Origin of the sequence: Streptomyces sp. NPDC097981 (assembly GCF_040302565.1) — a bacterium.
GTDB lineage: Bacteria > Actinomycetota > Actinomycetes > Streptomycetales > Streptomycetaceae > Streptomyces.
In genome coordinates this window covers 245533-272457 of the sequence record NZ_JBEORW010000003.1, presented here as the reverse complement: position 1 = coordinate 272457, position 26925 = coordinate 245533, and the positions used below count along the sequence as shown (strand labels likewise).

The 26925-nt window shown below is 73.1% G+C and carries 21 protein-coding genes and 1 pseudogene; 8 read left to right on the top strand and 14 right to left on the bottom strand.

The window, feature by feature from the left end:
* A partial coding sequence (locus ABTY04_RS04560) for an NlpC/P60 family protein (RefSeq protein ID WP_352211810.1) occupies positions 1 to 1965 on the top strand: 1965 nt, incomplete at its 5' end.
* Here the strand turns inward: ABTY04_RS04560 and ABTY04_RS04555 are convergent.
* From ABTY04_RS04555 to ABTY04_RS04535, 5 genes are all read right to left on the bottom strand, one after another.
* Positions 1917 to 3176 (bottom strand): styrene monooxygenase/indole monooxygenase family protein, encoded by a 1260-nt coding sequence (locus ABTY04_RS04555; protein WP_352211809.1) that lies wholly within the window; start codon positions 3174 to 3176, stop codon positions 1917 to 1919. The genes ABTY04_RS04560 and ABTY04_RS04555 overlap by 49 nt on opposite strands.
* A gap of 101 nt (positions 3177 to 3277) precedes the next feature.
* On the bottom strand, positions 3278 to 3910 hold the full coding sequence (locus tag ABTY04_RS04550) for a GTP-binding protein (RefSeq protein ID WP_352211808.1): 633 nt from the start codon (positions 3908 to 3910) through the stop codon (positions 3278 to 3280).
* Positions 3891 to 4286 (bottom strand): DUF742 domain-containing protein, encoded by a 396-nt coding sequence (locus ABTY04_RS04545; protein ID WP_352211807.1) that lies wholly within the window; start codon positions 4284 to 4286, stop codon positions 3891 to 3893. The genes ABTY04_RS04550 and ABTY04_RS04545 overlap by 20 nt, the downstream gene beginning before the upstream one ends.
* Positions 4283 to 4762, bottom strand: a complete 480-nt coding sequence (locus ABTY04_RS04540; RefSeq protein ID WP_352211806.1) for a roadblock/LC7 domain-containing protein — start codon at positions 4760 to 4762, stop codon at positions 4283 to 4285. Before ABTY04_RS04540 ends, ABTY04_RS04545 begins: the two co-directional genes overlap by 4 nt.
* On the bottom strand, positions 4759 to 7935 hold the full coding sequence (locus tag ABTY04_RS04535; protein ID WP_352211805.1) for a sensor histidine kinase: 3177 nt from the start codon (positions 7933 to 7935) through the stop codon (positions 4759 to 4761). The genes ABTY04_RS04540 and ABTY04_RS04535 overlap by 4 nt, the downstream gene beginning before the upstream one ends.
* 399 nt (positions 7936 to 8334) lie before the next feature.
* Between ABTY04_RS04535 and ABTY04_RS04530 the strand changes: the two genes are divergently transcribed.
* Positions 8335 to 9108, top strand: a complete 774-nt coding sequence (locus ABTY04_RS04530) for a protein phosphatase 2C domain-containing protein (protein WP_352211804.1) — start codon at positions 8335 to 8337, stop codon at positions 9106 to 9108.
* Positions 9109 to 9143: 35 nt separating this feature from the next.
* On the opposite strand, the gene ABTY04_RS04525 is transcribed toward ABTY04_RS04530, so the two are convergent.
* The 8 genes and pseudogenes from ABTY04_RS04525 to ABTY04_RS04490 all read right to left on the bottom strand — a co-directional run bounded on the left by ABTY04_RS04525 (position 9144) and on the right by ABTY04_RS04490 (position 16458).
* Positions 9144 to 9596, bottom strand: a complete 453-nt coding sequence (locus ABTY04_RS04525; protein ID WP_502996554.1) for a MarR family winged helix-turn-helix transcriptional regulator — start codon at positions 9594 to 9596, stop codon at positions 9144 to 9146.
* A 114-nt stretch (positions 9597 to 9710) separates the two neighbouring features.
* Positions 9711 to 12107: an endopeptidase La gene (lon, locus tag ABTY04_RS04520; RefSeq protein WP_352211802.1), complete on the bottom strand. Its 2397-nt coding sequence runs from the start codon at positions 12105 to 12107 to the stop codon at positions 9711 to 9713.
* 150 nt (positions 12108 to 12257) lie between these two features.
* Complete coding sequence (locus ABTY04_RS04515; RefSeq protein ID WP_352211801.1) at positions 12258 to 13091, bottom strand: hypothetical protein; 834 nt, start codon at positions 13089 to 13091, stop codon at positions 12258 to 12260.
* A 146-nt stretch (positions 13092 to 13237) separates the two neighbouring features.
* Positions 13238 to 13990 (bottom strand): DUF4097 family beta strand repeat-containing protein, encoded by a 753-nt coding sequence (locus ABTY04_RS04510; protein WP_352211800.1) that lies wholly within the window; start codon positions 13988 to 13990, stop codon positions 13238 to 13240.
* A 99-nt stretch (positions 13991 to 14089) separates the two neighbouring features.
* The gene (locus ABTY04_RS04505) at positions 14090 to 14644 is read right to left on the bottom strand and encodes a DinB family protein (protein WP_502996558.1); all 555 of its coding nucleotides are present in this window, start codon (positions 14642 to 14644) and stop codon (positions 14090 to 14092) included.
* Positions 14627 to 15484 (bottom strand): annotated as a pseudogene (locus tag ABTY04_RS04500) (sulfurtransferase); the annotation flags it as partial. The gene ABTY04_RS04505 and the pseudogene ABTY04_RS04500, both read right to left, overlap by 18 nt.
* Positions 15485 to 15604: 120 nt before the next feature.
* On the bottom strand, positions 15605 to 16027 hold the full coding sequence (locus ABTY04_RS04495; RefSeq protein WP_352211799.1) for a hypothetical protein: 423 nt from the start codon (positions 16025 to 16027) through the stop codon (positions 15605 to 15607).
* Positions 16024 to 16458 carry a MarR family winged helix-turn-helix transcriptional regulator gene (locus ABTY04_RS04490; protein ID WP_352211798.1) on the bottom strand — a complete coding sequence of 145 codons (435 nt, stop codon included), beginning with the start codon at positions 16456 to 16458 and terminating at the stop codon, positions 16024 to 16026. Before ABTY04_RS04490 ends, ABTY04_RS04495 begins: the two co-directional genes overlap by 4 nt.
* A 69-nt stretch (positions 16459 to 16527) precedes the next feature.
* Between ABTY04_RS04490 and ABTY04_RS04485 the strand changes: the two genes are divergently transcribed.
* Positions 16528 to 17076 (top strand): GNAT family N-acetyltransferase, encoded by a 549-nt coding sequence (locus ABTY04_RS04485; RefSeq protein WP_352211797.1) that lies wholly within the window; start codon positions 16528 to 16530, stop codon positions 17074 to 17076.
* An 84-nt stretch (positions 17077 to 17160) separates the two neighbouring features.
* On the opposite strand, the gene ABTY04_RS04480 is transcribed toward ABTY04_RS04485, so the two are convergent.
* Complete coding sequence (locus tag ABTY04_RS04480; protein WP_352211796.1) at positions 17161 to 18435, bottom strand: glycosyltransferase family protein; 1275 nt, start codon at positions 18433 to 18435, stop codon at positions 17161 to 17163.
* Between the two features lie 330 nt (positions 18436 to 18765).
* On the opposite strand from ABTY04_RS04480, the gene ABTY04_RS04475 reads away from it, so the two are divergent.
* From ABTY04_RS04475 to ABTY04_RS04455, 5 genes are all read left to right on the top strand, one after another.
* Entirely contained in the window at positions 18766 to 19182 is a 417-nt protein-coding gene (locus ABTY04_RS04475) for a hypothetical protein (protein WP_352211795.1), read from the top strand.
* Positions 19183 to 19450: 268 nt separating this feature from the next.
* Complete coding sequence (locus ABTY04_RS04470; RefSeq protein WP_352211794.1) at positions 19451 to 20191, top strand: response regulator transcription factor; 741 nt, start codon at positions 19451 to 19453, stop codon at positions 20189 to 20191.
* Positions 20188 to 21267 (top strand): HAMP domain-containing sensor histidine kinase, encoded by a 1080-nt coding sequence (locus tag ABTY04_RS04465; protein ID WP_352211793.1) that lies wholly within the window; start codon positions 20188 to 20190, stop codon positions 21265 to 21267. Before ABTY04_RS04470 ends, ABTY04_RS04465 begins: the two co-directional genes overlap by 4 nt.
* Before the next feature lie 259 nt (positions 21268 to 21526).
* Positions 21527 to 25390: a multifunctional oxoglutarate decarboxylase/oxoglutarate dehydrogenase thiamine pyrophosphate-binding subunit/dihydrolipoyllysine-residue succinyltransferase subunit gene (locus tag ABTY04_RS04460; RefSeq protein ID WP_352211792.1), complete on the top strand. Its 3864-nt coding sequence runs from the start codon at positions 21527 to 21529 to the stop codon at positions 25388 to 25390.
* A 1101-nt stretch (positions 25391 to 26491) separates the two neighbouring features.
* A complete protein-coding gene (locus ABTY04_RS04455; protein ID WP_352211791.1) occupies positions 26492 to 26857 on the top strand; it encodes a hypothetical protein in 366 nt (121 codons plus the stop codon).
* The last annotated feature ends 68 nt before the right edge of the window (positions 26858 to 26925 follow it).

Sequence of the window (26925 nt, the reverse complement as noted above, 5' to 3'; positions counted from 1 at the left end):
CCAAAGGGCACCGCCACCCGGCGGGAACCCGCGTCGGGGACCGTCCCACAAGGACCCGGCACCGGGGGCACCACCACCCGACAGACCCCCAGCCCGAAGGGCACCGCCACCCGGCGGGAGCCCGGGGCGGGGGCCGTCCCGCAAGGACCCGGCCCCGGGCGCACCGCCAGCCGGCAGACCCCCGGCCCAAAGGGCACCGCCACCCGGCGGGAACCCGCGTCGGGGACCGTCCCACAAGGACCCGGCACCGGGGGCACCACCACCCGACAGACCCCCAGCCCAAAGGGCACCGCCACCCGGCGGGAGCCCGGGGCGGGGGCCGTCCCGCAAGGACCCGGCCCCGGGCGCACCTCCGCCCGGCACGAGCCCAGCCGCGGGGACACCACCACCCGGCAGACCCCCAGCCCAAAAGCCGCCACCACCCGGCCGAGCCCCAGCCCGAAGGGCACCGCCACCCGGCGGGGGCCCGGGGCGGGGGCCGTCCCGCAGGGACCCGGCTCCGGGGGCACCGCCATCCCGCAGGGGAACGGATCCGGGGATGTCACCGCCCGGCAGGGGAACACCCCGGGGGGCGCCGCCCCGCAGAGGAACGCCCCGGAGGGCACCGCCACCCGGCGGGGGCCCGGGGCGGGGGCCGTCCCGCAGGGACCCGGCTCCGGGGGCACCGCCACCCCGCAGGGGAACGACCCGGCGGATGCCACCGCCCGCCAGGGGAACACCTCGGGGGGCGCCGCCCCGCAGGGGACCGGCTCGGGGGATGGCGCCGCCGGGGCCGCCGGGGCCGGGAGCACCGCCACGCCGCAGGCCGCCGCCTCGGCGGATGCCGCTGTCCCGCAGGGGACCGGATCAGGGGATGGGGGTGTCCCCTCGGCCCCCGGCAAGGGGGGCGGCGGAGCCGGCGGGGCGCCGCAAGGGCCCGGTGTCGGGGAGTTGCTCGCGCGGTTGCAGGGGCTCTACCGGCAGGCCGAGGCGGCCGCCGAGGCCTACAACGCCACCGAGGCCGCCCTCAAGGCCGGGCAGGACGAGGAGCGGCGGCTCAGTGCCGAGCTCGGGAAGGCCCGTACCGCCCTCGGCGCGGAGAAGGCCGCCGCCGGGCGGATGGCCCGGGAGCAGTACCGGGACGCCCTCGGCTTCTCCCCGTACGCCCGGATGCTGCTCACCGGCGACGTGCAGGCCGCCCAGGACCAGCGTCGGCTCGCCGCCCGCGAGGGCGCCCGGCGGGCCGGGGTGCTGGCCCGCCTCACCCGCGGTGAGCGCCGGGCCGACGCCCTCGCCACCTCCGCCCGCAAGTCCCTCGACGCCCGGCAGATCCTGACCGCGCAGCGCAGGCTGCACAAGCAGGAGGCCGACCTCAAGCTCAAGCAGGTCGAGCGGCTGCTCGCCTCGCTCAGTGCCGGGCAGCTCGCCCGGCTCGGCTCCCGCGAGGCCGCGGACACCGCCACCGCGCAGCGGGAGCTGCTGGACTCCGGCCGGCTCGCCGCCACCGCCCTCACCCCCACGGCCGCCGGCGGCGCCGCCCTGACGTACGCCGCCCAGCAGATCGGCAAACCGTACGTCTGGGGCGCCGAGGGGCCGGGGTCCTTCGACTGCTCCGGGCTCACCTCGCAGGCCTGGGCGCACGCCGGCCGATCCATCCCCCGGACCAGCCAGGAGCAGTGGGCGCAGCTCCCCAAGGTGCCCCTGAACAAGCTGCGCCCCGGCGATCTGGTGGTCTACTTCCCCACCGCCACGCACGTGGCCCTGTACGTCGGCGACGGGAAGGTGATCCATGCCCCGCGGCCCGGGGCCAAGGTCAAGGTCTCGCCGATCGCCGCGAATCCGCTGCTCGGAGCCGTGCGGCCGGACCCCGACGGGGCCCCGCTCGCCGGCTATACCGCACCGCCGCTGTCCGCGGCGGCGGACGGCGGCGACACCGGCTACTCCTCGCAGGAGGCTCCGGCGGACGAGGCGACCTCCGCCACGTAGTCCGCCGCGTCCTGCGGGTCGTAGAAGTACGTGTCGAAGTCGGCCGGGTTGTCGAAGCCGTTGGCGAAACGGTCCGCCACCGGCTGGAACTGCCCGGCCGCCCCGATCAGGTTCAGCACGTGCTCCGGCGGGACACCCAGCATCGCGTTCGTCCACTCGGTCACCGGCTTGCCGGTCGTGAACCAGAACCTGTCGAAGGTCGCCTTCATCCACGCCTCGTCGAACGGCTTGTCCCCGTGCATGAGGATCGACGACAGGTACGAGGCGGCGCACTTCGACGCGGAGTTCGAGCCCTGGCCGGTGATCGGGTCGTTCGCGACGACCACGTCTGCGACGCCCAGCACCACCCCGCCGCCCGGCAGCCGCCCGACGGGCTTGCGGACCACCGGCGCGTAACGGCCGGCCAGCGTGCCGCCCGCGTCCGTCAGTTCCACGTCCTTCGCCCGCGCGTACTCCCAGGGCGTGAACTTCTCCATCAGGTCCAGCGTGAGCGCGAGGTGCTCCGCCGGGTCTTTCACCCCGCGGAACACGTCCAGCGGACCGCCCGGGAGCCCCTCCCAGAACAGGATGTCCGCCCGCCCCGACGTCGTCAGCGCGGGCATCACGAACAGCTCGCCCACGCCCGGGACCAGGTTGCAGCGCACGGCCTCCGTCTCCGGGTGCTCGGGACGGGGTTCGAGCCCGTGCACGTACGAGACGGCCAGCGCGCGCTGCGGCGCGTCGTACGGGGAGCGTGCCGCGTCGCGCCCGAACATCGAGACCAGCTCGCCCTTGCCGGCGGCAACCAGCACCAGGTCGTACGTGCGGGAGAAGTAGTCCAGGTCGGCGACGGAAGCACCGTGGATCACCAGCTGTCCGCCGCGCTGCACGAAGGTGTCGAGCCAGCCGGCCATCTTCACGCGCTGGTCCACGGACTGCGCGTACCCCTTGAGGCGGCCGAGCCAGTCGACGGGTCGGGAACCGTCCGGGGCGGCCACGGAGACGCCGATGCCCTCGATCCGCGGGGCCTGCCGCTCCCAGAAGTTCAGCCCGAGGTCGCGCTCGTGCTGGAGCGCCGTGTCGAACATGACCTGCGTGGACATGATCCGCCCAGTGCGGATCTCGTCCGCGGTCCGGTTGGACATGAGGGTGATCTCGTAGCCCTTCGCCTGGAGGCCGAGGGCGAGCTGGAGGCCGGACTGACCGGCCCCGACGACGAGTATCTTGCGCATCTCACGTTCTCGATTCGGGTGAGCGGTCGGGCGGTTCGGCGGTCGGGCAGTGGGGGCCGATCGGCAGTGCGGCGGTTCGGCAGTGCGGTGGTCTTCGAGGCCTATTCGGGAGTCGCGTCCAGCGCGTGGCCCACCAGCGTCAGGAGGGACTCGACGACCGTGTCCCGGCGCCGCGCGTCCATGATCACCACCGGCACGTGCGCCGGGATGGTCAGTGCCTCGCGCACGTCCTGCGGCTCGTACGCGTGCGAGCCCTCGAAGTGGTTGACGGCGACGGCGTACGGCAGCCCGCAGCTCTCGAAGTAGTCGAGGGCCGGGAAGCAGTCGCGCAGCCGCCGGGTGTCGGCCAGGACGATGCCGCCGATGGCGCCGCGCACCAGGTCGTCCCACATGAACCAGAACCGCTCCTGGCCCGGGGTCCCGTACACGTACAGCACGAGGTCGTCGTCGAGGGTGATGCGGCCGAAGTCCATCGCGACGGTGGTGGTGCTCTTGTCCGGGGTCGCGGACAGGTCGTCCGTCGGGAGGCTGGCCTGGGTCATCACCGCTTCGGTGCGCAGCGGGGCGATCTCGGAGACGGAGGACACGAAGGTGGTCTTGCCGACACCGAAGCCGCCCGCGACGAGCACCTTGACGGCGACGGGTGCGCGGGAGCGGTCGTACTGCCAGGGCTGGACGGCCTCGTCGTCCAGGGTGTCCGGGCCGAGGGGCGGATCAGAGACGGCGAAGACCACTGAGCACCCTTTCCAGCAGAGCGCGTTCGGGGCGCCCGGGGCCGTGCCCCGTCCCGTAGACGCGTACGCGTCCCTGGTCGGCGAGGTCGCTGACCAGGACGCGGACCACTCCGAGCGGCAGCTTCAGCAGCGCGGATATCTCGGCGATGGTGCGCATGCGGCGGCAGACCTCGACGATGGCCGGCATCTCGGGCATCCGGTCGGGGGCCTGCGGCTGCGACGCCCGGGTGTCGAGGGAGGCGACGAACGTCTCCACGTGCAGGACCTGCGCGAAGCGGGTGCGGCCGCCCGTGAGGGAGTACGGGCGGACGCGGGCGGGCCGGCGGTCGGCTCCGCGTATCGGCAGCCGGTCGGACGCCGAGGCCGTACTCCTCACGGGGTCTTCTCCATCGACTGGCGCAGCTCGCTGCGGACTTCGGGGGTCAGGACGTGACCGGCGCGGCCGACGAACAGAGCCATGTGGTAGGCCACCACGCTCATGTCGCAGTCGGGGGTGGCGTGCACGCCGAGCAGCGAGCCGTCGCTGATGGCCATGACGAAGACGGAGCCGTGCTCCATCGCCACCATCGTCTGCTTGACCGCGCCGCCGTCCATGAGCTCGGCGGCGCCGGTGGTGAGGCTGCCGAGGCCGGAGACGATGGTGGCCAGGTCGGCGGATGCGCCGCGCGGGCCCTTGGTGGGCGCGGGGCTCTCGCCTGCGGCTCCTCCGGGGTCGGAGGACAGCAGCAGGAGCCCGTCCGAGGACACGACGGCGACGGAGTTGACGCCGGGCACCTCCTCGACCAGGTCGGTCAGCAGCCACTGCAGGTTGCGGGCCTGGGTGCTCAGTCCGTACGTACTGGGCGCGGTCATGTGCGTGCCTCCTGTGCGGTGTCCCCCTGGTCGGTGTCCTGTGCGAGCTCGGCGGCCACGACGCGCCGCCCGTCCCGCGTCCCCTGGTAGAAGCCTCCCAGCCGGCGGCGCAGCTCGTCCGCGTCGACGCGGCGCGGCGGCTCGGGCCGTACGGCTTCGGTGCGTCCGGTGCGTCCGGTGCGTTTGGCGGCCACGGTGCGCGGGGTGCGCTTGGGCAGCCCCTTGTCGGTGACGGCCTCCGGGGCCTGTTCGCGGTGGCTCCCCTGGCGGGGGATCCGGTCGGCCCCGTCGGGTGCGTGCCGGTGGGGCTCCGCCGGGCCGTCGGGGGCGACGGCGGTGGCGGTGGTCTGCCCGGGGAGCGGCAGTCCTGCTTCCGGTACGTCGGCCCGCGGGCCGGCATCGGGCAGCGGGTCCGGGGACGCCGGGGCGGGGTCGGACCCCGTGGAGGCCTCCGGTCCCGCGTCGGGGACGACCCGCGCGAGCAGTTCGTCACCGGCATCCCGGTCGACCGGGACCTCTGCGGGTCCGCCGGCCACCGTGAACTCCTGCTCGGCCGACGGCTCCTCGCCGGGGGCCTGGGCGGTGTACACCTGGTCGGCGGGAGGGAGTGCCCCCTCCGGTGCCGCGAAGGCGTGGCCGCCCGGGGCCGGCTCGGCGTCGTGCACGGCGAACGCCTGCTCGGTGGCCGCCGGGTCCGTGTCCGGGGCGTCGGCTGCGGCGTCGGACCGTGCGTCCGCGTCGGGCTCCAGGCCTCCCGCCAGGTCCGGTCCGAATTCCGGGGCCAGGCTCTCGGCCGGAGCCTCGGCCGCGGCACCGTCGGATCCGTCGGCGCCCTCACCCGCGTCCGCGGCGAGGTCCCCGTGCGGGTCCGCGTCCGGAGCCTCGGCCGTGGTGTCCTCAGCGGTTTCCGCCGGGGCGTCCACCAGGGCGTCCGCCGGGGTGTCGTCCCACTCCATGCTCCGCAGGAGCTCCGCGTCCGCCTCCGGGCCCGGGTCCCGGAAGGGCTCGGGCTCGTCCTGGGCCTGCGGCTCCGCGAACATTTCCGCCGCCGGCGGGATCCGGCGGGACGGGATCGTGTTCTCGTTCGCCTCGGCGATCACGCCCGGCAGCAGGAGCTCCGGGAGGCCCGGCGTGGCGAAGGTGTGCACCGGCGAGTTCGGAGGGGTGGCCGGGAGGAGGGCGGCCGGCACGACCACGAGGGCCTCCGTGCCGCCGTGGCGCGGGGCGCGCAGCTTCGCGGTCACGCCGTGGCGGGCCGCGAGGCGCCCCGCCACGTACAGGCCGAGGCCCAGGCCGTGTTCCGCTTCCGGCTCCTCGTCGTACGCCTCGGGCGTGGCCAGGCGGGCGTTCAGCGCTTCCAGCCGGCCGCCGGTGACCCCGATGCCCTGGTCCACGACGGACAGCACGACGTCGCCGGAGTCCTGCAGCCACCCGGAGACCTTCACCTTGGCCTCGGGCGGGGAGAACGTCGTCGCGTTCTCCAGCAGCTCGGCGAGCACGTGCGAGATGTCGTCGGCCGCGTGTCCCGCGACCTGCGTGAACGGGGGCAGCGCCGCCAGGTCGACGCGCTCGTAGCGCTCGATCTCGCTGACCGCGGCCCGCATGACGTCGATGAGCGGGACGGCGGCGCCGGCGCCGTGGCCGTGCTCCTGTCCGGCCAGCACCAGCAGGTTCTCGTTGTGGCGGCGCATGACGGTCGCCAGGTGGTCCATCTTGAACAGGGTCGCCAGCCGGTCCGGGTCCTGCTCCCTGGACTCCAGTTCCTCGATGACCGCGAGCTGGCGCTCCACGAGGCCCAGGGTGCGCAGCGACAGCGAGACGGACGTCGTCGACATGACGCGGCGGTGTTCCTCAAGGCCCGCGCGCAGCTGCTTCAGCTCCGCCTCCAGCTCCTCCCGGCCCGAGGCCAGCGCCTCGTTGCGGCCGATGAGGCGGCGCCCGTCGGCGTCGAGGCCGGCGATCCGGGTGTGCAGGGAGACGGTCTGGTCGCGGACCGCGTTGAGGTGGCGTACGACCTCGGCGAACTCGTCGTTGCGGCCGGTGAAGCGGACCGGCTCCACCGAGCCTTCCGGGGTCGCCAGCCGGGCCGCGCCGCGGCGCAGTACGGACAGCGGCCGGGTCAGCGAACGTGCCACGGCCGTGGTGAAGCCGACGGCGACGAGGAACAGCAGGCCGAGGACGGCGACCAGCAGCTCCAGCCGGGTCACGTCGTCGTCGCGCTGGGTGGCCAGGGCGGTGGCCCGCTGCCCGGCGAGGGTGGACTCCACGGACCGCATCCGGTCGATGCGGGCGGTGAGCGCGGGGGCGACGGAGGCGCCGTCGAGCTTGCGGTCGGCCGAGGACAGCGTCGGCCGCTCGGTGAGCCGCTTGAGGTGGTCGTCGGCCGCCTTGACCTCGGGGCCGGTGACGGTGGCGGCAAGGGTCTGGCGTACGTCGGGCCGCGCGACGCGGGTGAAGTCGTCGAGGGCGGCCTGTTCCCGTACGCGGGCCCGCTGGGCGGCGGTGGTCAGTTCGTCCACGACGGCAGCGTTGGGGGGCTGCTCACCGCGGGGGACGGCCAGTGCGGCGAGCAGCAGTCCACGGGTGGCCGAGGCCTGTTCCACGGCCTGGCCGAGGGGGGCCAGCGGGCGGGTGGTGGCGAGGGCGGCGCCGGCGCGCGGCGGGGTCAGCTGGGCGAGCCGGTCGCCCGGGGCGAGCAGTTCCGCGATGACGCCGCTGTACGCCTGCTGGGCGGCGAGGGCGGTGCCCTTGCCGTCGACGGCCTCGTTGCGGACGGTCTGGACGCGGGCGAGGGCGTGGGCGAGTTCCTCGTCGGCCTCGTCCTGGACCTCGGCGAGCTGGCGGTCGGTGAGCGCGGTGCGCTCCTGCACGGGGCCCTTCGCCTGTGCGCCGGGACGGCCCTTGGCCACGTACTCGACGACGGCGTCGCGCTCGTCGCCGAGGAGGTGCGCGAGGGTGAGGGTGTGCTGGGTCTGCTCGGCGAGCGTGACCAGGTTCTGGGAGTCGTTCAGCTCCCGTGTCGCGGAGACGACGGCTGGGGTGCCGGCCGCGAGGACGGTGAGGCCGGCGACGGCGACGCCCAGGACGAGCCTGCTGCGCACGCGGACGCGGCGTCCTGCGGGGGCGGGTCCGTCGGTGGCGGTGCCGTTCTTCCGAGACCGCTTCTTCTGCACCGGTGCTCGCAATCCTGTACGTGTGCTCGTGCTCGTCTACTCGTGTGGCCGAGGTAACGGCCGGTCAACAAGTAAACGCCCCCTGCCCCCTCGTACCGCCTCAGACCTTTGCAGTGTGTTGGGGGGAGAGCCTGACATCGCCCACCCGGCCACTCGAACGAGTGAACATCACGGATCAGTTGGCAACCAACTCGGCGGGGCGCCTTCTGGGGGCTGTCACGGCCGGGTGGTTGAAACATCGATGGGGGCTTTGGCAGTATGCCCGCCCACATTCCCCGGGAGGCGGCCGAGCGCCTCCGTGGACGGGCCGGCGCGGCCCGCTCCTCCGGTTCCGCATTGGTATGGACTTTTCCGTCCGTCGCGCCTGCCCGGCGGGCGCACCGCGGGCAGAATGTCCGCATGCGCATCGACCTCGCCTCGGTCCCCGGCAACCCGGAACGCCCCAATGAGGACTGGCTATCGGCGGCGATGCCCGCCGCGGGCGGCGGAGTCCTCGTCGCCCTGGACGGCGTCACTCCGCCGGCCGGCGACACGGGGTGCGCGCACGGGGTGCCCTGGTTCACGGCCCGGCTCGGGGGCCGATTGACCGAACTGTCCGGATCGCGGCGGGACATGCCGCTGGGTCGGATCCTTGCGGAAGCCATCCGCACCACCGCCGACGCACACCGGGACACCTGTGACCTTTCTCACGCAAGGACACCCCAGGCGACGGTGGTGATGGTCCGCTGGGACGGGGCGTACGTGGAGCACCTCGTGCTCTCGGATTCCGTACTGCTCCTCGAAGCGCCCGGGGGCGGGGTCACGGCGGTGCTCGACGACCGGCTGGACCGGATACCGCGCGAGCTGCTGCGGACGCAGGCCTCCGCCGACGCGCTGCGCAATGCGGAGGGCGGCTTCTTCACGGCGGCCACGGACCCGGCGGTCGCCGCCCGCGCGGTGACCGGGCGCAGCCCGCGCGAGCGGGTGCGGGCGGTGGCGGCGCTCACCGACGGGGCGAGCCGGTGGACGGACACGTTCGGGCAGGGCGACTGGGCGCAGTGCCTGGAGGTCCTCCGGAAGGAGGGCGCGCAGAGGCTGATCGACCGGGTCCGGGAGTTGGAGTCGGACCCGGCCCGCCCGCTGACCCGCGGCAAGCGCCACGACGACGCCTCGGCGGCGTACGCGGAGCTGTAGCCGGAGCCGCCGGCGGGGCCCGGGACCGTGCGGCCCTACTCCTCGCCCTGGTTCAACTGGTTCAGCAGCCGGGCCAGTTCCGCGACCTCTTCCCGGTCCCAGCCGGCGAGCTTGCGCATGTACTGCTCGCGCCGGGCGCCCCGTACGCGCAGGAACCGCTCCCGGCCCTCGTCCGTGAGCCCGACCAGGAAGGCCCGGCCGTCGGCGGGGTCCGGCTCGCGGGCCACCAGGCCCAGCACTTCCAGGGCGCGCAGCTGCCGGCTCATGGTGGCCTTGCCGACGCCGAAGTAGGCGGCGAGGTCGGTGGCCCGCTGGCGGCCGGCGGCCTCCAGGCGGACGAGCAGCCCGTATGCGGCCGGCTCCAGCTCGGGGTGCAGGGCGCGCGCCATCTCCCCGGAGGAGGCGCGGGCACGCCGGAGGAAGACGGACAGTTCCCGCTCCAGGGCGAGGAACTCCTGGTCTTCGCTTCCCTGCACGTCCGCTCCCATCGGTGGTGTCCTGAGGCACCAGTATTTCGCAGCGGGTACGGCGACGGCCCGGGACCCCGCCGTGGGGAGGGTCCCGGGCCGTGCGCGCCGGGCCGGGCCGGGCCCGGCCGGGCATCAGGCGGCCGCGGCGACGGCGGCCTCCGCCTGGCTGAGCGCCAGTTCCAGGACCTGCCGCACGTCCGTCACGGGGTGCACCTCCAGGCCTTCCAGCACCTCGGACGGGACGTCGTCCAGGTCGGCCTCGTTCCGCTTCGGGATGATCACGGTGGTCAGGCCGGCCCGGTGCGCGGCGAGCAGCTTCTGCTTGACCCCGCCGATGGGCAGGACGCGCCCGGTCAGCGAGACCTCGCCGGTCATGGCCACGTCGGTCCGGACCTGCCGGCCCGACAGCAGCGAGGCGAGGGCGGTGGTCATGGTGATGCCCGCGCTCGGCCCGTCCTTCGGCACGGCTCCGGCCGGGAAGTGGATGTGCACGCCCCGGTCCTTCAGGTCGGCGACCGGGAGTTCGAGCTCCGCGCCGTGCGAGCGCAGGAAGCTGAGCGCGATCTGGGCGGACTCCTTCATCACGTCGCCGAGCTGCCCGGTCAGGGTGAGCCCTGCGGCTCCCGTCTCGGGGTCGGCGAGCGAGGCCTCGACGAAGAGGACGTCGCCGCCCGCGCCGGTCACCGCCAGCCCGGTGGCCACACCGGGGACGGCGGTGCGCCGCTCGGCGGGGTCCTGCGCGGACTCCGGGACGTGGTGCGGGCGCCCGATGAGCCCCCGCAGGTCGTCGGCGCCGATGCGCAGCGGCAGCTCCCGTTCCCCCAGTTCGTGCTGGGAGGCGACCTTGCGCAGCAGCCGGGCGATAGAGCGCTCCAGGGTGCGGACCCCGGCCTCGCGGGTGTACTCGCCGGCCAGCCTGCGCAGGGCGTCCTCCTCCAGGACCACCTCGTCGGCGCCGAGTCCGGCGCGCTCCAGCTGCCGGGGCAGCAGGTGGTCGCGGGCGATGACGACCTTCTCGTCCTCGGTGTAGCCGTCGAGGCGGACGAGCTCCATGCGGTCGGCGAGCGCCTCGGGGATGGCCTCCAGGACGTTGGCCGTGGCGAGGAAGACCACGTCGCTCAGGTCGAGCTCGACCTCCAGGTAGTGGTCCCGGAAGGTGTGGTTCTGGGCGGGGTCGAGGACCTCCAGCAGGGCGGCCGCCGGGTCTCCCCGGAAGTCCGACCCGACCTTGTCGATCTCGTCGAGCAGGACGACGGGGTTCATGGACCCGGCCTCCTTGATGGCGCGGACGATCCGGCCGGGCAGCGCACCGACGTACGTGCGCCGGTGGCCGCGGATCTCGGCCTCGTCACGGACGCCGCCGAGTGCCACCCGTACGAACTTGCGTCCCATGGCGTGCGCGACGGACTCCCCGAGGGAGGTCTTGCCCACGCCGGGCGGCCCGACGAGCGCGAGCACGGCCCCGCCCCGGCGCCCGCCGATGACGCCCATGCCGCGCTCGGAACGCCGCTTGCGCACGGCGAGGTACTCGGTGATGCGGTCCTTCACGTCGCTCAGCCCTGCGTGCTCGGCGTCGAGGACGGCCCGCGCGCTGCGGATGTCGTACTCGTCCTCGGTCCGCTCGTTCCAGGGCAGTTCGAGCACGGTGTCCAGCCAGGTGCGGATCCAGGAGCCCTCCGGGGACTGGTCGCTGGCCCGCTCCAGCTTCTCGACCTCCTTGAGCGCGGCCTCCCGTACCTTCTCGGGGAGGTCGGCGCCCTCGACGCGGGCCCGGTAGTCGTCGGACTCCTCGCCGTCCTTCTCGCCGTTCAGCTCGCGCAGTTCCTTGCGCACCGCCTCCAGCTGGCGGCGCAGCAGGAACTCGCGCTGCTGCTTGTCGACGCCGTCCTGGACGTCCTTGGCGATGGACTCGGCGACGTCCTGCTCGGCGAGGTGGTCGCGGAGCCAGGTGATGGCCAGCTTGAGCCGTGCCACCGGGTCGGCGGTCTCCAGCAGCTCGACCTTCTGAGCCACGGTCAGGAACGGCGAGTACCCGGAATTGTCGGCGAGGGCCGAGACTCCCTCGATCTGCTGGACCCGGTCGACGACCTGCCAGGCCCCGCGCTTCTTGAGCCAGCTGGTGGCGAGCGCCTTGTACTCCTTGACCAGCTCGGTGACGGACCCGGGCAGCGGGTCGGCGAGCCTTTCGTCGACGCTCTCGCCCTCGACCCAGAGCGCCGCCCCGGGCCCGGTGGTCCCCGCCCCGATCCGGACGCGGCCGACACCGCGGATGAGCGCGCCGGGATCCCCGTCGGAGAGCCGCCCCACCTGCTCGACGGTCCCGAGCACACCGGTGCCGGCGTACTTCCCGTCGACCCGCGGCACGAGCAGCACCCGGGGCTTCCCGCTGCGGACCGCCGCCTGGGCGGCCTCGACGGCCCCCCGCACCTCGGCGTCGGACAGGTCCAGCGGGACGACCATCCCGGGCAGCACGACCTCGTCGTCGAGCGGCAGCACGGGCAGAGTGAGCGTTACGGACGTCGAAGCCATGATCTTCCCTCCGGCAGTGAAGTTGAGCTATGCCGACTCAATGCATGTGCGCCTCCCAATGTTCCCCAACACCCGTTCGCCCCCGGCGAACGCGCACTGCGCCCTGACGCCGGCCGTGGCCCCGCGCGTGCGCGCACCGCGTACGCCAGGTCAGGGCCGGGGCAGGGACCGTACGGCGGCGACCACCACGGCTCCGGGGATCAGCAGCCCGGCCTCCCCCAGCGCGTAGACCAGCCAGTGCGGCATGTCGGCCCAGTGCTCGTAGGGGATGCCGACGGCGATCCCGCTGGCCACCGCGAGAAGACCGCTGAGCAGGAGGGTCGTCCACGCGCACATCGAGACCCTGCGGTTGAGCAGGATCTCGTCCCGCCAATGGCCGGGCGCGAAGGGCGGCTGCGGGCCGGGGAGGGGTTTCCACCAGCAGAGGAAGACCGCCAGCATGAGCGCGGCCCCGCTCGCCCACAGTGCGTCGTCGGACCACGGGGACGCCTGCCGGCGCAGCACCGAGTTGTCGAAGCCGATGGACGACACGATCAGCATCAGCATCGAGAACTGTGCGGCGAACTGGACCAGGCCGCGGAAGAAGTGGACTTCCCCGTGCTGGTTGCGCTCGTACGCCGGCAGCAGCCACGCGAGTGCGGCGATCACCACGACGGCGTCCGCGGCAAGGATCGCCCCGGAGAACAGCTGCTCCGTCGTGGCCCGCAGGCACACCAGCTCGCCCGACGCCAGGGCGTACAGGTACGAGGCCGCCGCAAGTCCGAAGAAGCAGGGGAGCAACAGCCTCAGACCGCGCGAGGCGTGGCCGTCCCCGCCGGGCGGGTTCTTCTCGCCGATCACCACGACGACCCCGGCGAAGACGAAGCCGGCGAAGATGCCGCAGAAGGCGCTCATCGCACTCGCGGACGCGACCGCGCTCCAGTCGGCCGGGCCGCTCTGGCAGGTGTCCGGGGTGAACGGGGCGGTACCCGCATAGGGCGTCATAGCGGCCGATGCTGGCACCGGGGCAGCGGCATCGATCGCGGGTTGGCCGAAAGCTGGTACGTGGGGTGAGGCATTGCGGGGCGCACTCGGCAGGCGCGTGCGCTCCCACTCGCACTCTCTGTGCCACCCCCGGCACTTGACCGTCCCTATGCCCCCGCCGCGATGCGGATGTCGCCCGAGGAGGTCTGGACCGAGACGTGGGACGTGGCCGCCGGGGTTGAGGGGAGGATGTCCTGCTTGCCCGAGTCGGTCGCCGTCGTGATCCGGTACGGGGCCTGCGGGACGCTCAGCGTGACGTTCCCCGAGCTGGTTTCCGCCGTCACCGAGGTCGGCGGCTTCGTGAACGTCAGACGGGCGTCGCCCGAGGAGGAGTGGACCTGTGCGGTCGGACCGTCCAGGCCGGTGGCGGTGACCGACCCCGACGAAGTGTGGACCTTCAGCGGGCCGGCGATGCCCTCGGCCTTCACGTTGCCGGAGGAAGAGGCGAGGTCGGCCGCCGCCACACCGGTCACCGTGACGTTGCCGCTGCTGCTCCCCAGCTTGACCGTGGCCGAGGCCGGGACCTCCAGGCGGTAGTCGATGTAGCAGGTGTCCGTGCAGCCGTCCGTGAACGTGAGGACGCCTCCCGACACCTGCTGGCCCGGCTTCGGCTCCGTGTCCCCGCGGTAGTGGACGGTCCGGTGGACCGTGACCCCCGGGCCGGTGCCGGGGGTCACCTCGATGGAGCCGCTCCGCGCGTCCTTCACCTCGACCGCCGTGACGGCCTCGCCGACCGTGGCATCGGCGGCCGCCTTCTTCTGCTCCGTGTCGTCGAGGGAGCATCCGGAGAGCAGCAATCCGGTGGCGAGAACGGCAACCGCCGTGTGGGCGAGCCGGGATGACGTGATGTGGGAAGGCATGCACACCAGTGTGCCGAGGCGTGATCCACATACAGATGGTGTCCGTACCCGTATCCGGGGTGGTGCTGGCACCACCCCGGCCCCGCCCTGGCCCCCTCCTCAGATGCCGACCGCCCCGTCGATCCGCTCGCGCAGCAGGTCCGCGTGACCGTTGTGGCGTGCGTACTCCTCGATCATGTGGATCAGCACCCAGCGCAGCGACACCTTCCCCCGCCACGCCTCGTCCTCGCCCTCCACGTCCAGGTCGGGCGCGGCGGCCGTGAACGACTCCGCGAAGGCCACCTCGCCCCGCCAGGCCTCCCAGGCCGCCGCAACGGCTCCCGGGCCGGACACCGCCCCGTCGAAGTCGCCGTCGGGGTCCGCCTCCGACGAGAACAGGGCCGGCACCTCCTGCCCGGCCAGGACCTGGCGGAACCAGCGGCGCTCCACGTCGGCGAGGTGCCGGACCAGGCCGAGCAGCGAGAGCGTGGACGGCTCCACCGACCGCAGGGACAGGGGCCCCGCCTCCAGGCCCGCGCACTTCAGCTCCAGCGTTGCGCGCTGCGCTCCCAGGACGTCGGCGAGCATGACCCGCTCGTCGCCCGTCGTGGGCCCGGTGAACCGGTCCTCGGACACTCCGAAGAACTGCGCGCGCCGGCCCGTCACCGCAGGCAGCTCCGGGCGCATGGCCCAGTCCGTCCACGAGCCGTCGTACACGGCCAGGGAGGAGTACCCGGCCAGCGTGGCGCCCAGGGCCAGGACGCACGCCGTGACACCCGAGCCGCAGCTGAAGTACAGCTGCTCCCGGTCACCGGTCAGCGCGGCGAAGGCCTCGCGCAGTTCCCCGGCGGGCCGCATCAGGCCGCCGTCCTTCTGGAGGTCCCCGAACGGCAGGTTCACCGCGCCCGGCATGTGGCCCCCGCGCAGCCCCGGGCGCGGTTCCGGGGCCGTGCCGGTGAAGCGTTCGCGCGTACGGGCGTCCAGTACGACCGCCGCCGGGTCGGCGAGGGCCGCCCCGACGGCGGCGGAGTCCACCAGCAGCCCGGTCCGCGGCCGGGCGGTGAAGGAGCCGCGCGGGCCCTCGTACGCGGGACCGCACTCCTCGACGGGCAGTCCGGCGGCGGTCCAGGCGGGCAATCCGCCGTCCAGGACGGCGGCCCGGCCGAAGCCCATGGCGCGCAGCATCCACCAGGCCCGCGCGCTGGAGTAGATGCCGGCGCCGTCGTAGACGACGACGGTGCTGGCGTCGTCGACGCCGAGCGCGCGTATCGCCTCCTCGAACCTGGCCGCCCCGGGCATGGTGTGCGGGGCCGGGGCGTCGTGGTCGGACAGGGCGCCGTCGAGGTCGAAGGGCCGCGCGCCGGGGATCCGCCGGGCCGCGCCGCGGTGGGCGCCGACGGAGGCGTCGAACACGACGAGGCCCCGCTCGCCGAGGCGGCCGGCCAGCCAGTCCGCCCCGACCAGCGGTCCGGGCAGGGCCGCGTCGGCGGCTTCGGCAGGGCGGGACAGGGTCATACGGCACCTCCGCAGGAGTCGGCGGGCCACGGGGGAGAGCGGCCCGCCGCACATCCTCCTACGGGGGGCCGGCCACCCCGGCAAAGCCTTGTGCCGGGAGGGGAGTTCGCGGGGATCCGCCTACCGGGGGAACGGGGCGAGGTCGGGCTCGACCCAGCCGTTCTTCGCCTCTGCTCCGGCGAGCGTCGCCGGACGGTAGAACCGGGTCAGCAGGCGCTTGTCCAGCAGCGCGGGGTGGTGGCCGGCGAACGCGGCGAAGTCGCTCCCACCGGCCTCACCGGCTTCGGCCACATGGTGTCCGACCAGTTCCACCCAGGCGCGGCTGACGGTGGCGTGGTACTTCTGGGGTGCACCCGCGTAGCGCGCGGTGCGCTGGATCCCGTCGCTGACCAGGCCCACCGCTGCGGGCACGCCGCACCGCCGCACGGCCAGCCACGTCAGGTGCACGTGCTCCCGGTGGCCGAACCGCTCGGCGGTCGCCATCACTTCGGCCATCAGCGCCTCGAACGCGGGCCCGGTGTCGTCGGCCTTCGTCCCGGTCACGGGGACACCTCCGTCAGTGCTTCCAGGCCGGCGCGCAGACCGGCGATCGCGTCGGCGGGCAGCCCGCCCAGAGCGCGCTGCTCCAGGTCGGCGACGGCCCGGCGGATCGTGGCTGCGGCCACCTGTCCGGAGGCGGTGAGCTCGATGAGCACCGCCCTGCGGTCTCCGGGGCGGGTGCCCCGGGTGATGTGGCCGCGCCGTTCCAGGCGGTCGAGCACGCTGGTCAGCGTGGTGGGCCGGGTACCCACGGCCGCCCCCAGTTCGGACACGGTGCGCCCGCGGCCGTCGGCGAGGTTGGCCAGCGCATTGATCTCGGATGCGGTCAGGTCCAGGTCGACCAGCTCCGCGGCGAGCAGCTGGAGGGTGGCGTGGGTGGCCCGCTGGAGCGCCAGCAGGGCGGACCACCCGGATGGCACGGTTTCGGAGTTCACGATTCCGGACTATACGATTTCGTAGCACCGGCTTGCAAGCCGCGCCCCCCGGGCCGCTAGGGTGCGGCCATGGAGCCGGAAACGATCACCGTCCTGGATGCCCGCGAGTGGACCCCCGACCCGGAACCGGTGCACCGGATCCTGGCGGACCTGGTCGCCGGCGGCGCCGCCCTCGGCTGGGTCGAACCGCCCTCGCCGGACGAGGTCGCGCAGCTGCTCGACGACGTGCTGGCGGCGGCCCGGTCCGGGGATGCGGCCCTGCGCGTCGCCCACCTGGGCGGCGGCGTCGTGGGGCTGGGCTACTGGCGGCGCTACGCCCGGCCGACGCACAGGCCGCACGCCGATCTGGAGAAGGTCGCGGTCGACTCCGCCTCCCACGGCCGCGGCATCGGCCGGGCGCTCACCGCAGCCCTGATCGGGGACGCCCGCTCCGCGGGCATCGAGGTCCTCACCCTGGACGCCCGCGGCGACAACACCCACGCCCTGGGGCTCTACCGCTCACTGGGCTTCACCGAGTACGGGCGCCTGCGCGACTTCGTCGCCGTCGGGGACCGCCGCTACGACAAGGTCTTCTACATGCAGGACTTCCGTGTCCGGCGGGCGGCCCGGGCGGTGTAATCGGCCCGTGGCGCCGCCCGGAGGCGGGAAGAACGGCAGACCCGCGCGGGCACGCCGGTGGAGCGAATGCGAAAGGGCTGCGCCTTACGGGCAGTGCCCCGGCCGCGCGTACACCGCGATCCGGGCCCCCCGGACCGCGTCCACCGAGCACAGGTCGAAGTACGAGGCCAGCGCCTGGCGTTTGACCGCCTCCCGGGGGTACGGGTCCAGCGGCTCGTCAGCGGGGTCCATCAGGGCCACCACCCGGGGGGCGTCCACCAGGCGGGCCCGGATCCGCTCCGGCGGCAGCTCCGTGCCCCAGAGGCTGTGCGAAGCCGTCGGGGTGCGGTCCAGGGCCAGGTCTCGCAGTTTCCCGTACACCTGCGGCGAGGACAGCAGCCACTCGCGCCGCCGCGACGGCATGAACAGCACCGCATCCCCCGGCCGGGCCCGTTCCCGGACCGCGGCGGCCACCGCGAGCACGTCGTCCTTGCGGCTCTCGGGGGTGCGCAGCCAGACCGACCACCACCCGAACGGCACCAGCAGCGCGGCCACCATCACCCACGGCCGCCACCCCCGCGCCGCCGCCAGCCGGGTCCCGGCGAGCAGGGCGAGCCCGGCCAGCGCGTAGAGCACGTACCGGTCGACGTACCAGGGGTTCACGAGCGAGACCGTCATCAGCAGCCCGGGCGGCAGCAGCACCAGCGGCAGGGCCACCCGTACGAGCTCCCGTCCGGCCCCCCGCGCGAGCAGCAGCGAGGCCGCCGCGACCACCCCGTACGCCGCCCAGTCCTGCCAGCCGGGCCGCCCGAGCCAGCCCAGTTGCAGCTCCGCCTGCCGCACGCTCGCCACGGCCAGCGGCACCAGCAGGACCGCCACCACCGCCGCGCTCAGGCGCCAGCCGCGCGAGCGCCCCGCGCAGAAGGCGTGCGCGAGCAGGGCCAGTGCCGCGAACTCGTGCAGCCAGCAGCCCAGGAGCAGGACCGCGGTGTACGCGACCCACCGCTCGCGCAGCATCAGGTACGTCGCCCACACCACGGCCGCCGCGACGAGGGCGTACGAGCGGCCCTCCTGGGCGTACATCTGCACGGGCGGCAGCACGGCGTAGACCGCGCCGGAGCACAGTGCGGCCCGCTCCCCCGCGAGCCGGTGGGCGACGGCCGCCACCCCGGCGGCCGCGAGGGCGGTGGCGGCGACGGAGGGCAGGCGCAGCGCCCACAGGCCGCCGGTCGCCGGCCCGCCGCCGTCCCACGCCTGGAACACCGCGTGCATCAGCAGGTAGTACAGCCCGTGCACGGCGTCGACCTGGCCGAGCAGCTCCCAGATCGCGCCGAGCGGCCGGTGCGCCACCTGCCAGGTGACGGACTCGTCGCGCCACATGCTGCCGCCGCGGCGCAGCCCCCGGAGGCCGAGGAGGGCGGCGAGCAGCGGCGGCAGCCAGCGCCAGGCGGCGATGCGGCGGATGTCGTCCTCCCGGTGCTTTCCGCAGGGGTGGTGCCGACTCCATACTCGGGGTCGGCCCGAAAACCTCCGGGGGTGGGTGTGCGCGCGTTCCGAGCGGTGGCGGCGGTACTGCTGAGTGTGGCGGTCCTGGGCGGGTGCGGCCCGGGGAACGGCGGATCGGACGACAAGCCGGCCGCGAGCCCCTCGTCCGGTGGCGCCGGTACGGCGTCCGCTTCGGCGCAGCCGTCTCCCGGACCGGCGTCGAGCGTGAGCGGCGCTCCGACGGGGAAGCCGACGAGCACGCCGACGGCCTCGGCCGCGCCCCTCCCGCCGGGGCCCTCCTCGGCGCTGGAACGCCTGGTCACGGTCACCCGCAGCGGCGGTTTCGCCGGGACGACGAGCAGCCTGCTGGTCAAGGGCGACGGTTCGTGGACCCGGCTGGACGGGCAGGCCAAGCCGGCGGGCTCCGGGAAGCTGTCACCGGACGGGGTGACGAAGTTGCGCGCCGCGCTCGGGGACGCGGACTTCGCGCACCTGCCGCGGATCCCGACGAGCGGCCCGACGGTCTTCGACGGGTACTCCTACGTCTTCGTGCACGGCGGCTACGAGGTGGCCGCCGACCAGGGGTCGCTGACGCCGCGCCTGCAGAACGTGCTGGACGCACTGCCCCCGTTCGAACACTAGGCCCACCGCCGCGCGTCGGCCGTGTTCCCCCACGGACACGGGCTGCCTCTGTAGGGGGTCGACAAAAGCACGCGGTGGCCGATGATCACTGCGCACCGGGTGGCCGTGCAGTGAAGGGACGGCCACCCGGCATCACCGCCCATATCCCCATTCCCGCCATAATCGGAATCACTGCTTCCGCTGGTTTCCCTGTCTGAACCCCGCATAGCCGCAGGCCGGTGCCTCCTCTACGCTGCACCCCTACCACGCGGATCTTCAGGGGCGGGACATGGAACAGACACACACCACCCATAGCGGCGCCGCGGCCACCCCAGGCGCTCAGCGGCGCGTGCTCGTGGTCGAGGACGACCGCACGATCGCCGACGCCATCGCGGCCCGGCTGCGCGCCGAGGGCTTCCAGGTACAGGCCGCGTTCGACGGCCCGGCCGCCGTGGCGGCGGCCGAGAGCTGGCAGCCCGAGCTGCTGGTCCTCGACGTCATGCTGCCCGGCTTCGACGGCCTCGAAGTCTGCCGCCGGGTCCAGGCACAGCGGCCGGTGCCGGTGCTGATGCTCACCGCGCGCGACGACGAGACCGACATGCTGGTCGGACTCGGGGTCGGCGCGGACGACTACATGACGAAGCCGTTCTCTATGCGCGAGCTCGCCGCCCGGGTCCACGTCCTGCTGCGGCGAGTGGAGCGGGCCACCCTGGCCGCCACCGCCCCGCGCGGGGCCACCCTGCGCCTCGGCGACCTGGAGATCGACCACGCCCAGCGCCGGGTCCGGGTGCAGACCGAGGACGTGCACCTCACGCCGACCGAGTTCGACCTGCTGGTGTGCCTGGCCGGGACCCCGCGGGCGGTGCTCTCGCGCGAGCAGCTGCTCGCCGAGGTGTGGGACTGGGCCGACGCGTCCGGGACCCGTACGGTCGACAGCCACATCAAGGCCCTGCGCCGGAAGATCGGGGCGGAGCGGATCCGTACGGTCCACGGCGTCGGGTACGCCCTGGAGACCCCGGCCCAGGCGTGAGCGGCGGGCGCCCGCCGGGAGGGCTGCGGCCCTTCTCGCCGTTCTCGATCAAGACCAAGCTGGGCACGCTCGTCGTGGTGTCGGTCTTCATCACGACCGGCCTGCTGATGGTCGCCCTGCGCACGGACACCGAGCTGCGCTTCATCACGGTGTTCTCGGTGATCGCCTCGATGCTGATCACCCAGTTCGTGGCACACAGCCTGACGGCGCCGCTGGACGACATGACCCGGGTGGCCCGGGCGATATCCCACGGGGACTACACGCGCCGGGTGCGCGGGGCCGGGCGCCGCGACGAGCTGGGTGACCTGGCCTCCACGATCAACCTGATGGCGGACGACCTGGAGGCGGTGGACCGGCACCGCAAGGAGCTGGTCGCCAACGTCTCGCACGAGCTGCGCACGCCGATCGCGGCGCTCCGCGCGGTGCTGGAGAACGTGGTGGACGGGGTCTCCGAGGCCGATCCGGAGACCATGCGGACGATGCTGAAGCAGACCGAGCGCCTGGGGCGGCTCGTGGAGACCCTGCTGGACCTGTCCCGGGTGGACAACGGCGTGGTCCCGCTGAAGGCCCGCCGCTTCGAGGTGTGGCCGTACCTGTCGGGGGTCCTGAAGGAGTCCGGCCTCGCGGCCGCCGGCCGGCCGGGGCTGCTCTCCGGGTCGGGCGGGCACACCCGCAACGACGTGCACCTGCACCTGGACGTGTTCCCGCCCGAGCTCACCGCGTACGCGGACGCCGAACGCCTGCACCAGGTGGTGGCGAACCTGATCGACAACGCGGTCAAGCACAGCCCGCCGCACGGCCGGGTCACGGTCCGCGCCCGGGGCGGCGACGCGCCCGGAAGCCTGGCGCTGGAGGTACGGGACGAAGGCCCCGGCATCCCGGAGTCCGAGCGGCACCGGGTCTTCGAGCGGTTCAACCGGGGCAGCGCGAACGGCGGCGACGGTGGCACCGGACTGGGGCTCGCGATCGCCCGCTGGGCCGTCGGCCTGCACGGAGGGCACATCGGAGTGGCCGAATCGTCACGCGGCTGCCGCATCCTTGTCACGCTTCCGGGCAGTTCGCAGGCGCCGCATTGACGTAGGGTTCGAGTGCGTAGGACATGATCTCGGCCACATGTGCCCGGGGTCCGTCAGGGGTGCGAAGCCATGGGGGCCGCAACCACGCTGCCGCCTACCCGAACCAGGCTGGTTTCCCGCCATTCAGAGCGGCGAAACCCGCCGTTCGGTGTGACCTACGTGACGGAAGTCCCGCCCGGTCTGCATCCAGCGCCGCGGGAGGCGTAGCCTTTATTCCCGCTGTCCATACCTTGTGAAGCGGAAGAGGGCGGTTGCCGCCGTGTCGCCACAGTCCCCCAGTAACCCGAGCACCACGACCGAAGCAGCAGAGGGCGGGAAGACCCCTGCCTCAGGCTTCGGTGCCAACGAGTGGCTCGTCGACGAGATCTATCAGCAGTACCTCCAGGACCCGAATTCGGTCGACCGGGCCTGGTGGGACTTCTTCGCCGACTACAAGCCGGGGGGCACTGTGTCTCCGGTGAAGCCGGAAGAGCCCAAGAAATCCCCGACGACGGACGGCGCCTCCGCACAGGCCGCCCCTGCCGTCGCCGCAGCCCCGCAGGTCTCCGACGCCGCCGCCACGGGGGCGGCGAGCGCCGCCGCGCCCTCTCCTGCCGCCGCGCCCACACCTGTGTCAGCTCCTGCCCCTGCTCCTGCCACCCCCTCTGGTGCCCCTGCTGTGACTGTCACCTCCCAGGCCCAGGCCGCCGCCCCGGCCGCCGCCGCCCCCGTCGCCGCCCAGAAGGCCGCGCCCGCCACCGAGGCCCCGGCGGGCCCCGAGCTGGTGACGCTCCGCGGCCCCGCCGCTGCGGTCGCCAAGAACATGAACGCCTCCCTCGATGTGCCGACGGCCACGTCCGTCCGCGCCGTCCCGGTGAAGCTGCTGTTCGACAACCGCATCGTCATCAACAACCACCTGAAGCGCGCCCGGGGCGGGAAGATCTCCTTCACGCACCTGATCGGCTACGCGATGGTGCAGGCGATCAAGGCCATGCCGTCGATGAACTACTCCTTCGCGGAGAAGGACGGCAAGCCCACCCTGGTCAAGCCCGACCACGTGAACTTCGGCCTCGCCATCGACCTGGTGAAGCCCAACGGCGACCGCCAGCTCGTCGTCGCCGGCATCAAGAAGGCCGAGACCCTCAACTTCTTCGAGTTCTGGCAGGCGTACGAGGACATCGTCCGCCGCGCCCGCGTCGGCAAGCTGACGATGGACGACTTCACCGGCGTCACCGTCTCGCTGACCAACCCCGGCGGCCTGGGCACCGTCCACTCCGTGCCCCGCCTGATGCCCGGTCAGTCCGTCATCATGGGCGTCGGCTCGATGGACTACCCGGCCGAGTTCCAGGGCACCTCCCAGGACACCCTGAACAAGCTGGGCATCTCCAAGGTCATGACCCTGACCTCGACCTACGACCACCGGGTCATCCAGGGCGCGGCCTCCGGCGAGTTCCTGCGCATCGTCGCGAACTTCCTCCTCGGCGAGAACGGCTTCTACGACGACGTCTTCGAGGCCCTGCGCATCCCGTACGAGCCGGTCCGCTGGTTCCGGGACATCGACGCCTCGCACGACGACGACGTCACGAAGGCCGCCCGCGTCTTCGAGCTGATCCACTCCTACCGGGTCCGCGGCCACGTCATGGCCGACACCGACCCGCTGGAGTACAAGCAGCGCAAGCACCCCGACCTCGACATCACCGAGCACGGCCTCACCCTGTGGGACCTGGAGCGCGAGTTCGCGGTCGGCGGCTTCTCCGGCAAGTCGATGATGAAGCTCCGCGACATCCTCGGCGTGCTGCGCGACTCGTACTGCCGCACCACCGGCGTCGAGTTCATGCACATCCAGGACCCGAAGCAGCGCCGCTGGATCCAGGACCGCATCGAGCGCCCGCACTCCAAGCCGGAGCGCGAGGAGCAGCTGCGCATCCTGCGCCGCCTGAACGCGGCGGAGGCCTTCGAGACCTTCCTGCAGACGAAGTACGTCGGCCAGAAGCGGTTCTCCCTGGAGGGCGGCGAGTCCGTCATCCCGCTGCTCGACGCCGTCATCGACTCGGCCGCCGAGGCCCGCCTCGACGAGGTCGCGATCGGCATGGCCCACCGCGGCCGCCTGAACGTCCTCGCCAACATCGTCGGCAAGTCGTACGCGCAGATCTTCCGCGAGTTCGAGGGCAACCTCGACCCGAAGTCCATGCACGGCTCCGGCGACGTCAAGTACCACCTGGGCGCCGAGGGCACCTTCACGGGCCTGGACGGGGAGCAGATCAAGGTCTCGCTCGTCGCCAACCCCTCGCACCTGGAGGCCGTCGACCCGGTCCTGGAGGGCGTCGTCCGCGCCAAGCAGGACGTCATCAACAAGGGCGGCACGGACTTCACCGTCCTGCCCGTCGCCCTGCACGGTGACGCGGCCTTCGCCGGCCAGGGTGTCGTCGCCGAGACGCTGAACATGTCGCAGCTGCGCGGCTACCGCACCGGCGGCACCGTCCACGTCGTGATCAACAACCAGGTCGGCTTCACCGCCGCCCCGGAGTCCTCGCGTTCGTCGATGTACGCGACCGACGTGGCCCGCATGATCGAGGCGCCGATCTTCCACGTGAACGGCGACGACCCGGAGGCCGTGGTCCGCATCGCGCGGCTCGCCTTCGAGTTCCGCCAGGCGTTCAACAAGGACGTCGTCATCGACCTCATCTGCTACCGCCGCCGCGGTCACAACGAGTCGGACAACCCGGCGTTCACGCAGCCGCTGATGTACGACCTGATCGACAAGAAGCGCTCGGTGCGCAAGCTGTACACCGAGTCCCTCATCGGTCGCGGCGACATCACGCTGGAAGAGGCGGAGCAGGCGCTCCAGGACTTCCAGGGCCAGCTGGAGAAGGTCTTCGCGGAGGTCCGCGAGGCCGCCACGCAGCCCGCCGGCGCCCCGGTGCCGCCCGCGCAGACCGCGCAGGAGTTCCCGGTCACGGTGAACACCGCCATCTCGCAGGACGCCGTCAAGCGGATCGCCGAGTCCCAGGTCAACATCCCCGAGCACGTCACCGTGCACCCGCGTCTGCTGCCGCAGCTGCAGCGCCGTGCCGCGATGATCGACGACGGCACCATCGACTGGGGCATGGGCGAGACCCTCGCCTTCGGCTCGCTGCTGATGGAGGGCACCCCGGTCCGGCTGTCCGGCCAGGACTCCCGCCGCGGCACGTTCGGCCAGCGCCACGCGGTGCTCATCGACCGGGAGACCGGCGAGGACTACACCCCGCTGCAGTACCTCTCGGACGAGCAGGCCCGCTACAACGTCTACGACTCGCTGCTCTCCGAGTACGCGGCCATGGGCTTCGAGTACGGCTACTCGCTGGCCCGCCCGGACGCGCTGGTCCTCTGGGAGGCCCAGTTCGGTGACTTCGTCAACGGTGCGCAGACCGTCGTCGACGAGTTCATCTCCTCGGCTGAGCAGAAGTGGGGCCAGACCTCCGGCGTCACGCTGCTGCTGCCGCACGGCTACGAGGGCCAGGGCCCGGACCACTCGTCCGCGCGTCCCGAGCGCTTCCTCCAGATGTGCGCGCAGGACAACATGACGGTCGCCATGCCGACCCTGCCGTCGAACTACTTCCACCTGCTGCGCTGGCAGGTCCACAACCCGCACCACAAGCCGCTCATCGTCTTCACCCCGAAGTCGATGCTGCGTCTGAAGGCTGCGGCGTCGAAGGCGGAGGAGTTCACGAGCGGTTCGTTCCGTCCGGTCATCGGCGACACCACGGTGGACCCGAACGCGGTCCGCAAGGTCGTCTTCTGCGCGGGCAAGGTCTACTACGACCTGGAGGCCGAGCGGGAGAAGCGCGGCATCACGGACACCGCGATCATCCGCATCGAGCGGCTGTACCCGCTGGCGGGTGCCGAGATCCAGGCGGAGATCGCCAAGTTCCCGAACGCGGCCAAGTACATCTGGGCGCAGGAGGAGCCGGCGAACCAGGGTGCGTGGCCGTTCATCGCGCTGAACCTGATCGACCACCTCGACCTGGCGGTCGGCGCGGACGTCCCGGCGGGCGAGCGCCTGCGGCGCATCTCGCGCCCGCACGGCTCGTCCCCCGCGGTGGGCTCCGCCAAGCGCCACCAGGCGGAGCAGCAGCAGCTGATCAACGAGGTCTTCGAGGCCTAGTCGCTGCGCTGAGCTGAGCAGTTGGAAGGCCCGGTCCCATTGGGGGCCGGGCCTTCCGGCTGTCCGGGGGGCTCCGCCGGCTCGGGGCCTTGCCCGTGTCTCTCATGGCCCGCGTTCCCGGCTGTCCGGGGGGCTCCGCCGGCTCGGGGCCTTGCCCGTGTCTCTCATGGCCCGCGTTCCCGGCTGTTCGCGGGGCTTCGCTTGCGGCGGCGAGGATGGGCGCGGTGAAACGCCGTACGGGGTCGCGAGCAGCGGCATTCCGCTGAGCCGGGTCGGCCGCGAGGGCGGTGGCTCCCGGAGGGCGGCACCCGATCACCCCGGATCAGGGAGGGCTTGGGGGTTTCCCGTCAGTCCCATCGTCCTTCCGGTGCGGGCCGGCCCGTCAAGGGCGCTCCCTGCGGTCGCGTCGCTCCGCGATGGCCTGCGGCCACCCTTGACCGACCGTCCCACCCCGGAAAGACAAGGACTGCCGGGAAGCCCCCAAAAGAGCGGCACGGGTCAGAGGGCCATGAGCGGGGAGATCAGGGAGCGGCTGCCCGGTCCCCGGGGCGGCAGCCGGCCAAGCACCACCGCCCGGCAGGCCGGCGTCGGAGGCTCGGGCATCGGGCAGACTCGCGCCCGGGGCCCACAAGCAGGCGGGCCCCGGGCCGGTGGCAGCCCTACCCGCACGAAACAGCGACCAGCAGCGCATCGGGAGCCACCGGTCGCATCCGATCGCTACGCGCTCCTCGCCGACGGCGTCCGACCCCCGTCCTGGGCTGGACATAAGCCGCCACGGATCGCTACGCGGCTGAGGTGACCTGGCGTCAGTCAACCCGGCACGAGCCGATGATGAACCGCCCGCGCGGCTGGGCGGGGCCGGCGCAACCGGTGGCTATGCAGGCCAGATGGAGAAACGGTTGGAGCCGTTGTTGCCGGTAGGCAAGAAGCCGGGCCTGACTTGGAAGCGGATCTCCGAGCAGTCGCAGGCCGAGGCCGATACGAAGGGCCGTGCCCGGCGAGACGTGGGGCTCCTGATCTTGCCGGACGCCCATTCCTTCCACGGCATCCCGACTACGCTTGCCATGGTCACGGCCAAGATCGAACGAGGGGGGCACACCCATGCCGTACGAGACCGGCGCGAAGGTGAAGCTGACCAGGGATGTGCAGCTCACCGCGAACGACACGGCGGCCAGGATCGGCTTCCCCGGTCCGCTGTGCCTGGCCGAGGGCTTGGAGGGCATCGTCACGGGCTCGGCAGAGGAAGCCGGCGGCATGGCCCAGGACGGGCTCGCGGAATTCGAACGGCGAGTCGGCGGCGTCCAGTTCGATGGCTTCACGGCCGGCGTGATCGACAACCTCCGTCAGCAGATCACCCGGCACGGAGGGTTCGGCGCCGGAGTCGGCGCTCAGATCAGATACAGGGTGCGCTTCGAGAACGGGTTCGTTCTGGGCGGTCTTGAAGAAGGCTGGCTGACCCGAGCCTGAGTGCCTGCCACCGCGCCCCCGCCGGCCGGCGGGGGCGCGGTCTCTGTGGCCTCACCGGCCAACGTGCG

Excerpts from the sequence above, each read along its gene's own strand:
- ABTY04_RS04555 (WP_352211809.1), bottom strand. The coding sequence starts at position 3,176 with ATGCGCAAGATACTCGTCGTCGGGGCCGGTCAGTCCGGCCTCCAGCTC.
- ABTY04_RS04540 (WP_352211806.1), bottom strand. The coding sequence starts at position 4,762 with ATGACCGCGCCCAGTACGTACGGACTGAGCACCCAGGCCCGCAACCTG.
- ABTY04_RS04530 (WP_352211804.1), top strand. The coding sequence starts at position 8,335 with ATGCGCATCGACCTCGCCTCGGTCCCCGGCAACCCGGAACGCCCCAAT.
- ABTY04_RS04525 (WP_502996554.1), bottom strand. The coding sequence starts at position 9,596 with ATGGGAGCGGACGTGCAGGGAAGCGAAGACCAGGAGTTCCTCGCCCTG.
- lon (WP_352211802.1), bottom strand. The coding sequence starts at position 12,107 with ATGGCTTCGACGTCCGTAACGCTCACTCTGCCCGTGCTGCCGCTCGAC.
- ABTY04_RS04515 (WP_352211801.1), bottom strand. The coding sequence starts at position 13,091 with ATGACGCCCTATGCGGGTACCGCCCCGTTCACCCCGGACACCTGCCAG.
- ABTY04_RS04510 (WP_352211800.1), bottom strand. The coding sequence starts at position 13,990 with ATGCCTTCCCACATCACGTCATCCCGGCTCGCCCACACGGCGGTTGCC.
- ABTY04_RS04485 (WP_352211797.1), top strand. The coding sequence starts at position 16,528 with ATGGAGCCGGAAACGATCACCGTCCTGGATGCCCGCGAGTGGACCCCC.
- ABTY04_RS04480 (WP_352211796.1), bottom strand. The coding sequence starts at position 18,435 with ATGTGGCGCGACGAGTCCGTCACCTGGCAGGTGGCGCACCGGCCGCTC.
- ABTY04_RS04470 (WP_352211794.1), top strand. The coding sequence starts at position 19,451 with ATGGAACAGACACACACCACCCATAGCGGCGCCGCGGCCACCCCAGGC.
- ABTY04_RS04455 (WP_352211791.1), top strand. The coding sequence starts at position 26,492 with ATGCCGTACGAGACCGGCGCGAAGGTGAAGCTGACCAGGGATGTGCAG.